The sequence below is a fragment of the Lentzea sp. NBRC 102530 genome (genome assembly GCF_030269365.1).
Lineage (GTDB): Bacteria > Actinomycetota > Actinomycetes > Mycobacteriales > Pseudonocardiaceae > Lentzea.
In genome coordinates this window covers 21675-31266 of the sequence record NZ_BSTF01000036.1, presented here as the reverse complement: position 1 = coordinate 31266, position 9592 = coordinate 21675, and the positions used below count along the sequence as shown (strand labels likewise).

At 68.7% G+C, this 9592-nt stretch carries 12 protein-coding genes; 8 read left to right on the top strand and 4 right to left on the bottom strand.

Annotation, left to right across the window (positions count from 1 at the left end; translation table 11 throughout):
• The 7 genes from QSK25_RS44610 to QSK25_RS44580 form a co-directional block, all read left to right on the top strand.
• Positions 1–313, top strand: a 313-nt coding sequence (locus QSK25_RS44610) for a ClpB D2-like domain containing protein (RefSeq protein ID WP_502881962.1), incomplete at its 5' end; no start/stop codon positions are given.
• A 197-nt stretch (positions 314–510) separates the two neighbouring features.
• Complete coding sequence (locus QSK25_RS44605) at positions 511–1170, top strand: YbaB/EbfC family nucleoid-associated protein (RefSeq protein WP_285647718.1); 660 nt, start codon at positions 511–513, stop codon at positions 1168–1170.
• Positions 1167–1487, top strand: coding sequence for a WXG100 family type VII secretion target (locus QSK25_RS44600; RefSeq protein ID WP_285647716.1), 321 nt, complete (start codon positions 1167–1169; stop codon positions 1485–1487). Before QSK25_RS44605 ends, QSK25_RS44600 begins: the two co-directional genes overlap by 4 nt.
• 9 nt (positions 1488–1496) lie before the next feature.
• Positions 1497–2657 (top strand): WXG100 family type VII secretion target, encoded by a 1161-nt coding sequence (locus tag QSK25_RS44595; protein WP_285647714.1) that lies wholly within the window; start codon positions 1497–1499, stop codon positions 2655–2657.
• Complete coding sequence (locus QSK25_RS44590; protein WP_285647713.1) at positions 2654–3424, top strand: hypothetical protein; 771 nt, start codon at positions 2654–2656, stop codon at positions 3422–3424. The genes QSK25_RS44595 and QSK25_RS44590 overlap by 4 nt, the downstream gene beginning before the upstream one ends.
• A gap of 127 nt (positions 3425–3551) precedes the next feature.
• Positions 3552–4388, top strand: coding sequence for a hypothetical protein (locus QSK25_RS44585; RefSeq protein WP_285647711.1), 837 nt, complete (start codon positions 3552–3554; stop codon positions 4386–4388).
• A 2-nt stretch (positions 4389–4390) separates the two neighbouring features.
• Positions 4391–5161, top strand: a complete 771-nt coding sequence (locus QSK25_RS44580) for a hypothetical protein (protein WP_285647710.1) — start codon at positions 4391–4393, stop codon at positions 5159–5161.
• On the opposite strand, the gene QSK25_RS44575 is transcribed toward QSK25_RS44580, so the two are convergent.
• Positions 5148–5813, bottom strand: a complete 666-nt coding sequence (locus QSK25_RS44575; protein ID WP_285647708.1) for a DUF6928 family protein — start codon at positions 5811–5813, stop codon at positions 5148–5150. The two genes, QSK25_RS44580 and QSK25_RS44575, sit on opposite strands and share 14 nt — an antisense overlap.
• 111 nt (positions 5814–5924) lie before the next feature.
• Here QSK25_RS44575 and QSK25_RS44570 point away from each other — a divergent pair, with 111 nt between their 5' ends.
• The gene (locus QSK25_RS44570) at positions 5925–6899 is read left to right on the top strand and encodes an endonuclease/exonuclease/phosphatase family protein (protein ID WP_285647706.1); all 975 of its coding nucleotides are present in this window, start codon (positions 5925–5927) and stop codon (positions 6897–6899) included.
• On the opposite strand, the gene QSK25_RS44565 is transcribed toward QSK25_RS44570, so the two are convergent.
• The 3 genes from QSK25_RS44565 to QSK25_RS44555 all read right to left on the bottom strand — a co-directional run bounded on the left by QSK25_RS44565 (position 6871) and on the right by QSK25_RS44555 (position 9590).
• Positions 6871–7662 (bottom strand): SIR2 family NAD-dependent protein deacylase, encoded by a 792-nt coding sequence (locus tag QSK25_RS44565; protein WP_285647721.1) that lies wholly within the window; start codon positions 7660–7662, stop codon positions 6871–6873. The genes QSK25_RS44570 and QSK25_RS44565 overlap by 29 nt on opposite strands.
• Positions 7662–7973, bottom strand: a complete 312-nt coding sequence (locus QSK25_RS44560; RefSeq protein ID WP_285647705.1) for an antibiotic biosynthesis monooxygenase family protein — start codon at positions 7971–7973, stop codon at positions 7662–7664. Before QSK25_RS44560 ends, QSK25_RS44565 begins: the two co-directional genes overlap by 1 nt.
• Before the next feature lie 171 nt (positions 7974–8144).
• Positions 8145–9590, bottom strand: coding sequence for a M1 family metallopeptidase (locus QSK25_RS44555; RefSeq protein ID WP_285647704.1), 1446 nt, complete (start codon positions 9588–9590; stop codon positions 8145–8147).
• Positions 9591–9592: the final 2 nt, after the last annotated feature.

Below are 9592 nucleotides of genomic sequence, written 5' to 3'. Positions count from 1 at the left end.
CGACAGGGCCAAGTCCCTGCTCGCCAAGCGCGGGTTCGACCCGGTGCTGGGCGCCCGCCCGCTGCGCCGCACGATCCAGCGCGAGATCGAGGACCAGCTGTCGGAGAAGATCCTGTTCGGCGAGATCCAGCCGGGCCAGATCATCATCACCGACATCGAGGGCTGGGACGGCGTCTCGGACGACCACGACAAGGCGAAGTTCGTGTTTCGCGGCGAGGCCAAGCCGAACCGCGTGCCGGACGCCCCGCCCGTCGACCTGACCGCCTCCGCGGCCGTCGACCCGCAGGACGCCCCGGCGACCGAAACCGAGTGATCCAGCAAGTGATCTAGGCAGTACCAACGAGACCGGCCCCCAGGCTCACCGAGCCCGGGGGCCGGTCTCGTTCGTGTGACATCGATCCATCTAGCTGATTCGCCCGTTTTGCTGCCGGAAAGCCAGTTCGCTGCCAGCATGGACCCGCCCGCACGATCAACTCGGTCGCGCGCTGACGAGGGATTCGGGGGACGGTCGTGTCGGCGGAGTTCGACCAGTTGGTTGCCCAGTTCGAGCGGTTCCAGGCCCAGATGCACCGGGTCGACCAGCAGTTCGCCAACCTCGGTGAGATGCAACAACAGCTGACCGAGATGGAGGCGGTGGCCACGTCGGCCGATCGCGCGGTGACGGTGGTGGCGGGCCCCTCGGGGTCCATCAAGGACATCAGGCTCACCGATCAGGCGATGCGTCGCCCACCGCACGCGTTGGCCGCGGAGCTGATGTCGACGCTGCAGAAGGCGGTCGCGGAGGCGGCACGCCGTCAGGCTGGGATCGTCGAAGGCGCGCTGGGAGACGACATGCACCTCAAGGACCAGGTGCTGGAAACCCAGGCCCAGCTGTTCGGCATGAGCACCGAGGACCTGCGCCGAGCGACAGCGGACGAAGGCGCTTCCCCTGCCACACCTCACCCAGCGCCGCCATCTCCGCCGCCACCCGCTCCGCAAGCTCCCCCCGCCGGCCAGGCGCGGCCGCCGGCACCACCCCGACGTCCGGCGCCCGAACCAGCGGAGGACTTCTCGGACCAGAACGTCCTTCGTGGTGACTCCTGGGCGACAGGATCACCTCAGGCGCCGCAACCGTCCAAGAAGGACGACCGATTCCTCAACCTCTACGACGACGAGGACGGCGGCCGATGAGCGGGTTCGACGTCAATCCGGAGGAACTCCGGCAGTTCGCGGGCAAGCTCGAGGCTCACCAGAGCCGGGCCGCGCAGATCGCCGGACTCGTCGACAAGGCTGATGTCGGCGACAAGTCGTGGGGCGTCGTCGGCCTCGTCACCAAGGACAACTACACCCGGATGCTCGGTGACCTGAAAGACCTGTTCACCGACATGCAGGAAGGGCTCCAGTCCGGCGCCGGCAAGTTCCGGGGGACCGCGCAGGGCTACGCGGACCAGGAAGAGGCGTTGAAGAAGATCTTCAACGGCATCCAGGTCGAGATCGACCGGAAGTAGGGGCGCACCGTGGCGGAGCAGAAGACCAGCGCCGGCGGCGTGGAGATCACGGTCGGGGAGAAGACCACCGGCAGGAAGATGGCGGAGGCCGCCCCGTTCTACGGGAACTACCTCAAGACCGCCGACGCCGCCGGCAAGTTCAGCGATGGTGCGGACGGTTCCGAGGTGATCGGACTCGCTTCCGAGGGAGCGGCGGTCCTCGGATCTCTTGGGACGTCGGCTTACGGCATCGCGACCGACCCGATCGGCTGGTTGGTCGGGCAGGGCCTGAACTTCCTGATCAGCGTGGTGCAGCCACTGGAGGACGCGATCCACTTCGTCAGCGGCGACGGTCCCGCGTTGCAGCAGGCGGCGGAGAACTTCAACAACATCGCCAAGGGCGTTGCCGACATGAGGGCGAAGTTCGACGCCGACCTGCAGAGCGCGGTGCAGACCTGGGGCGGGCAGACGTCCGAGGTGGCGAGCACCAAGCTCGGCGAGTTCGCCAACGGCATCGACGGTGTCGCGGGTCAGGCAGGTGAGCTCGCGAGCATGCTGCAGGTGTCCAGCATGATCATGACGATCGTCGAGGACTTCATCAAGGCGATCCTCACCGAGTTGATCACCTGGCTGGTCATGATCTGGATTCCCGCCCTGGCGGCCGCGGTGCCGAGTTTCGGCGCGTCGACGGCCGCTGCCGGTGCGGCCACCGGCGTTCGCGTCGCGACGACCGGCAGCCGGGTCGCGCGCATCGTCGCCAGGTTGCGCCAGTTCCTCGACAAGATCATGGCGTTCCTACGCGGGCTGGTGGGCAGGATCAAGAACGTGCGGACGGCGTTCCAGAAGTCCATGGCCGACAAGAGGACGAACGTCGCGCTCGCCGACCTCGTCAAGGAGGTCAGCAAGAAGGACCCCGAGCGCGGCTTCACCGGCGTCCCGGTGCCGGCGGTCGCCAAGTTGTGGGGCAGCGACAAGGGCATGATCGGCGAGCGGGTCGCAGGCGGGTTCCCGAAAGCGGTGAAGACCGCGGCGATCGACGCGGTGCGCAGTCAGTTCGGTGTCGGCACGGGAGCGAACGCCGGCATCGACAAGCCCGTGCGGAACATCGGCAACTACGTGAAGAGCGACGAGTACGACAACACCGGTGCGGACCGGCAGAAGCACCGGATCGAAGGGGATCTCGACCTGTGACGGACTCCTGGGAGCTGAATCTCGCGCTTCTCGTGGCGTTCCTCGGCGCACTGGTGGCTCTGGGTTACGCGCTGATCCGACGCGGCCGGAGGAAAGCAGAACGTGCTCGGCGCGCTGAGCTGAGCGAGTTCGCGGCGAGTGTCGGTGGCACCCTCGTGGACGAGGGCGGTGACGTGCGGCCGTGGTCGGCCGACCTCGAGCGTGCGATGGACGACGAGTACGGCACGTTGGTGAAATGGCTCGGGCGTGCGTCGGGGGCGAACTTCAACTACGCGCTGGACTTCTCGCGGAACGGGTGGCACGTGCGGGTCACCGAGGCGTCGATGGAGATCGTCTCGTCGGTCGGCACGAACACGACCTACGAGACGCGGATCGAAGTGGCCACCGCGGACCTGGTGGCGTTGAAGATCACGCAGGTCTACGGCGGAGGACTCGGGTCGCGCTGGGCCGGTGAGATGCCGGTCAGCGTCGAACGCGAGGACCGTCCGCTGTGGATGCCGTTGCGGTTGCCGTTGTCGATCAGCCACGCGTTCGTGGCGTACGCCAGCGACCTGTCAGCGGCGGCGGACTTCTTCAACGAGGACGTCGTCGAATGGCTGCTCAGGCAGACCAGGCAGCACGAGCTGCCCAACCTGTGCATCGAGGCAGGGGTCGCCTACTGCGTCGTCGACGGACCGATCCTGCCGCAGTTCGTGGTCCGGAAGGTCGACGCGATCGTCGACCTCCTCAGTCTCGTCCCGGGCAGTCACCGCGACGTCGCGGTGTAACTCCCGAGCGCCACCCCCGTGTGGTGCAGGCGGTGTGTGAAGACCTCGTAGTCGATCTTCGGCGACGAGGCGCCTGCCGCGCCACCGATCACTCGAAGTAGCGCATCGAAGGGTTTCTGGACATCTGATGGATCTTCTGAAGCTGTGGGTTACCGGTTACCTGCTCAACCCCCTCGTCCTGACCGGCCTCGGCGTCATGATCGTCTTTCTCGTCGTGCGACGGTGGTTGCAGTTCCGCGGCCACGCGAAGAGGCGCGAGGAGCAGATCGCCGCCCTTGCGCCACTCGTGCAGCGGCTCGGTGGCAAGCTGCTCGGTCTCGGTGAGGCGGCGATGTGGACGGGAGAGCTCTGCAAGCCGTTCTGGAACGAGTTCTCGATCGCGTTCAGGTCGAAGCGGCAGTTCGACCTGTCGATGGACTTCCAACGCGGCCATTGGCACGTGCGGGTGACCGAGGCGTCCATCCGGTACGACTCACCCGGCTTCGGGGTGCGCTTCCTGCAGGAACACCGCGTTGAGATCGCCACCGCGCGGCTGGCGCCCCTGAGGGTCACTCGGCCGGACAAGTACGGCATTCACGGGCAGCCGTTGTCCCCCAACCGCTTGGAGGAGAACCGGAAGCTGATCGGCAACCACGCGCCGGAGACGGTCAAGCAGGCTGGTGCCGAGTGGGTGCCGGTGCCGTTGGCGCCGCCGATGGACCAGGAGTTCTCCGCGTACGGCAGTGATCCCGCGGCGGCTGCGCGCGAGCTGAACTTCGACGCGCTGCACTGGCTCATCGATCAGGCGGAGAGCCTGCCCACCTGGGCCAGGCAGATGACACTGACCTTCGAGTCGGGCTTCATCTACCTGGTCGTGCACGACCACGTCTACCCGGACGACCTGATGACCGTCGTCGACACGATCTGCGGGCTGCTCGACCGGATGCCCGGTGCGCGGCCGCGGCATCCCGCTGCCACCCTCTGACCGTGGATTCGTACGAGCTGCGCCTCTGGCTCCTCGTGGCGTGCCTGTGCCTGTTCGGCGTTGGGGTGTACCTGCTGGTTCTGCGGAGTCGCCGTAAGGAGGAGCGGGCGCGGGTCGCCGAGCTCGCCGCACTCGCGGAGAGGCTCGGCGGCGTGCTGGAGGACCGGAGCGCCGGTGCTCTGCCCTGGTCGGCCGAGAGCTCGCGGGCGATGGGCAGCCAGTACGGCTCGCTGCTCAAGTGGCTCGGCCGGGCCTCCGCGGCTCGGTTCGACCACGCCCTGGAGTTCACCCGCAACGGGTGGCGGGTGCGCGTCACCGAGGCGTCGATGGAGGTGGCGACGTCGACCAGCACCAGGACGGCCCGCGAGACCAGGATCGAGGTCGCCACCAACGACCTGGTGTCCCTGAAGATCAAGCAGGTGTACGGCGGTGGGGGCGGAGGGGGTTCGGTCGCCGACATGCCCCCGACCGTCGCGCGCCAGGAACAGCCGCTGTGGATGCAGCTGCGGTTGCCGGCGTCGGTGGACCACGCCTACGTGGCGTACACCAGTGACCTGGCCGGGGCGGCGCACGTGTTCAACCCCGACATGGTCGAGTTGCTGCTCGCCCGCACCAGGCGGCCGGTGCTGCAGAACCTCTGCCTCGACAGCGGGATCGCCTGGACCGTGTTCGAGCAGCCGATCCACGAGGTGTTCCTGCTGCGGCTGGTCGACGCGATCATCGAGCTGCTCGAACTGGTACCCGGCGCGAAGCAGCGGGTCAGCGCGGCGTGACGGAGTAACCCGCCAGCACCACCTCCTCCAGCTCGGGGTCGTCGTCATGCCAAGCGCCCTCGTAGTTGAAGCCGAACAGTTCACGCAGGGCCGCCTCGGCCAGGTCCAGCGGGTGGAAGCGGAACGGGTACTCGTCGCCCTCGTCGAGGGATTCGAGGAACTCCGGGTCGCCTGCCCGGTACTTCTCCTCGAACGGCAGGGGTGCGCCCACGTCGGCGATGACGCCGGAGTCGGGGGAGAGGCTGTAGGCGCGGCGCAGGGTGCCGTCCGGTTCCCAGATCGCGTAGGAGAAGAAGTCCACGACGCTGTGCATGGCGTGCAGGTAGAGGGTGCGGCCGGCTGCCTCGGTGATGAAGTGCGCGGGCAGGTCGGTGTACGAGTCGCCCGCGGCCTCCCAGGTGCAGATGATCGAGAGACCCGGGAAGACGCCCGCGTAGACGGTGCCCTCCGGTGGGTTGCCGTAGTGGAGGTTGCCGTCCTCGATCGGGGTCAGGTCGTGTGACGGGTAGAGGCGGCGCACGAAGGCCTCGGTGGCCTCGCGGTCGATCTTCGGTGACGCTCTCAGCACCTTGCTGACGTCGTCCGATGCGTAGAAGAGCATCCAGTCCTTGGCGCCCATCGGTTCCCCCTGCTGGTCGGTTGGGACCAGCATGGCGGAGGGGTCTGACAATTTTCGGCGGGCAACGGATGGGGGCTGCCGGCCGTCCTCTGGAGCATGGGGACCACACCGGAGACTGACGAGCGGTCGGCGACACTGCACGGCGTGGTCACCACCGAGGTGAAGGCGCCGAGGAACGGGTTCGCCACGTTCTTGCTGTTCGTGTGTGCGCTGGCGTTCGTCACGGCGGCGCTGGTCAGGCTGCTCGGCATCGACGGGACGCGGTACATGATCGCCGCCACCTCGTTGACGCCCTACTACACAGTTCTCGGCCTGCTGATCGGGTTGTTCGCCCTCATGCGTCGGCGATGGGTCATCGGGTTGACGATGACACTCGTCGGGATCGTGCTGGTCGCGAACGTGGCGCCGCGGGCGTTCTCCGACGCGCGGCCGAACGGGGTGGGGCAGCAGGTCCGGTTGATGACCTCGAACCTGCTCACCGGCATCGCCGACGCGGAGTTCATCGTGCAGGAGGTCAGGAAGCGCGACGTCGACGTCCTGGCGTTGCAGGAGCTGACGCCGGAGATGGTGCGCGACCTCGACCGCGCCGGGCTGAACCAGGTGTTGCCCAACCGGGTGTTCCTCGACGAGCCGGGCGGGTCGGGCAGTGGTCTCGCGTCGAGGTACCCGCTGCGACAGCGGAACCTGACGCCTCCCGGCACGTTGCAGCAGGCAGGGGCGTTGGTGGACCTGCCGGGCAAGGACGTCGAGGTGGTGTCGGTGCACCCGTTGCCGCCCGTGGTGACGGCCGGGCCGGAGGCGTGGCAGCGGGAGTTGGCCGGGCTGCCCTCGCCCGACTCGACCGGGGCGTTGCGGGTGCTGGCCGGGGACTTCAACGCCACGCTCGACCACGTCGGGCTCAACCGGTTGCTGAACAAGGGCTACGTGGACGCGGCCGACCAGGTCGGCAAGGGGCTCATCCACACGTGGCCGAGCAACAGCGGGTTCTGGCCGCCGCCCGTCACCATCGACCACGTGCTGGTGGACTCGAAGATCATCGTGGACACGGTCGACGTGTTCGACGTGCCCGGCAGCGATCACCGGGCCGTCGTCACGCAGTTCGTCGTGCCAAGGCTGTGAGGGCCTCCAGGGCGCCCGCGGGCAGGGAGACGCCCCTGCCGTGGCGGACGTCCGGTTCGCGCGTGTTGATGCGGATGAGGGCCCCGGAAGCGGCACTGGCCAGCTCGGCCTGACGGCGCACGGTCGGGACGGCGGTGCCGGCCCCGATCTCGATCACCGCCAGCCGTTTCGAACGCCGCCACTCCGTCAGTTCGTCGAGCTGCCGCCGGCTGCGGTGCGGCACCCAGCCCCAGTCGCCGAACATCAGGATGTTGGGCCGCGCCAGGCCGCCGCACGACGGGCACGACGGCAACGGGCCCACCGCGCGCATCGACTCCGGATCGACCTCGACGTCGAACGAGCACTCCCAGATCTCGTCCGTGCACGGTTCCACGCACTGGGCGTGGTGGATCGACCCGTGCACCTCGGCGACGTCCGCGAAGCCCGCCTTCTGGAACTGACCGTCCACGTTGGACGTGAACACCCGCGCGCCCCACGACCGCAGCACGGCGAAGCCCTCGTGCGGCACCGTCTCGCGGTACAGCCGCAGCCGGTGGCCGTAGAAACCCCACGCCAGCGCGGGATCGTCGGCGAAGTGCACCGGGTCGGCGATCTCCTCGAACTTCAGCCCGAGCCGCTCGTACGGCGGGTACGCCCGCCAGAAGCCCTCGGTGCCGCGGAAGTCCGGCAGACCGGAGTCGACGCCGATGCCGGCACCGGCGCAGACCAGGACGGCGTCCGCGCCGGCGATCAGCTCGGCGGCTCTGTCGTAGGCCTCTTCGATCACTGCTTGGGCTTGCTGCCCAGCACGACCTCGAACTCCAGCAGGTCCGCGCCGGACGCCACGGGCTTCGCGCGCTCACCCGAGTGGGCCTCCGCGCTGGCCTGGCTCCCGCGCCACGCCACGAAGTCCTCGTGCGTCTCCCAGTGCGTCACGACGAAGTAGCGGTCGTCGCCGGACACCGGGCGCAGGAGCTCGAAGCCCAGGAAGCCGGGCTGGCCGTCGACCACGCCCAGGCGGGCGGCGAACCGCTTCTCGAGCTCGGGGCCGTTGCCCTCGGGAACCTTGATCGCGTTGATCTTCACGACTGCCATGACACCGACTCTAGCGGCGCACCCCGACTCCGCGGCGGACCTTCCACGCTCAGCAGGGCACCTCGTGACGCCGCCCCCGCGCCCCCGTACAACCAGTACGAGGACACGGGGGCGGCGTCACGATGCACCCGTCTGACCGCGGAATGCCCGGCACGGAGTCGGGCCGCGCCGCTAGCGACGCACCCCGGCGGGCAGCAGGTACTGATCGTCGGGAATGCCCGAGTCCCGGAACCACGCCTTGAAGAACGCCGTCAGGTCCTGCCCCGAGGCCTTGTTGAAGTGCTCCTCGAACTCCGGCCACGAGGCGTTGCCGTCGCGGTGCTGCGTCGCCCACGCCTGCAACGCCTTGAAGAACACGTCGTCCCCGACCTGCTTGCGCAGCGCGTGCATGCCGAGCAGGCCCTTGTCGTAGACGCCGCGGAACTCGTTGCCCTGGCCCATGTCGTAGAGCTTCGGCGCCCAGAACGAGGACCGCTCGCGCCGTTGCTCGACCTGGTCGCGGTAGCGCTGGTCGAGATCGGTGCCCTCGTGCTCCAGCCACAGCCACTGCGAGTAGGAGGCGAGGCACTCGTTCAGGCAGATGTCCGCCCAGTTCTCGATGGACACCGAGTCGCCGAACCACTGGTGGGCGTTCTCGTGCACGACGGTCTCCAGGTCGGCCCAGGCCGCGTAGACCGGGCGCGTCTGGGTCTCCAGCGAGAACCCGATCTGGTCGGCCACCCAGATGCTGCCGGCGGCGCGCTGCGGGTACGGGCCGAACTTCGTCTCCAGGTACGCGATGACCTCCGGGCCCTGCGACTGGATCGGCTTCTTCGACGCGGACGTGCCGGGCGCGTAGGCGTCGACCACCGGCGTGCCGTTCGGCAGGGTCGAGCGCACGACCTCGAACCTGTCGATCGCCACGGTGGCCAGGTAGGTCGCGAGCGGGGTCTCCTCCGACCAGGTGAACGTCGTCCAGCCGCCCTCGCGCGTGACCGGTCCTTCGAGGCCGTTGGAGATGGCCGTCCAGCCGTCCGGGACGCGCGCCGCGACCTTCAGCGCCGCCTTGTCGCGCGGGGTGTCGTTGGCCGGGAACCACGTGGTCGCGGAGTGCGGCTGACCTGCGGCGAAGGCGCCGCCGGTGGAGGAGATCTGCCAGCCGCTGCGGCCCAGCGAGGCGTCGTTGATCGTGGTGGGCTCGCCGCCGTAGGTGACGACGGTCGTGAACGGCCTGCCCGAGGCGAGCGGGGCCGCCGGCGTGATCACGAGCTCGTGGTCGCCCTGGTGCGCGAACTTCGCGGCCTGGCCCGCGACCTTCACGTCGCTGACCTCCAGGCCCTCGAGGTCGAGGTTGAAGCGCGACAGGTCCTGCGAGGCCGTCGCGGTGATCGTCGCGACGCCGTCGAGCTTCTTCGACTCCGGGTCGTAGCTGATGGCGAGGTCGTAGAGGGTCACGTCGTACCCGCTGTTGCCGTCCGTCGGGTAGTACGGGTCGCCCGCGCCCGCCCCGGCCTCCACCGCTGCCTGCGACGACGTGTCCTGCCGCGCCGGGTCGTTGCTCGGCGTTCTGAACACGACGAGCAGGCCGGCGACGAGCACGATCAACACCAGGGCGATCAGGTACGGACGGGCCTTCATGC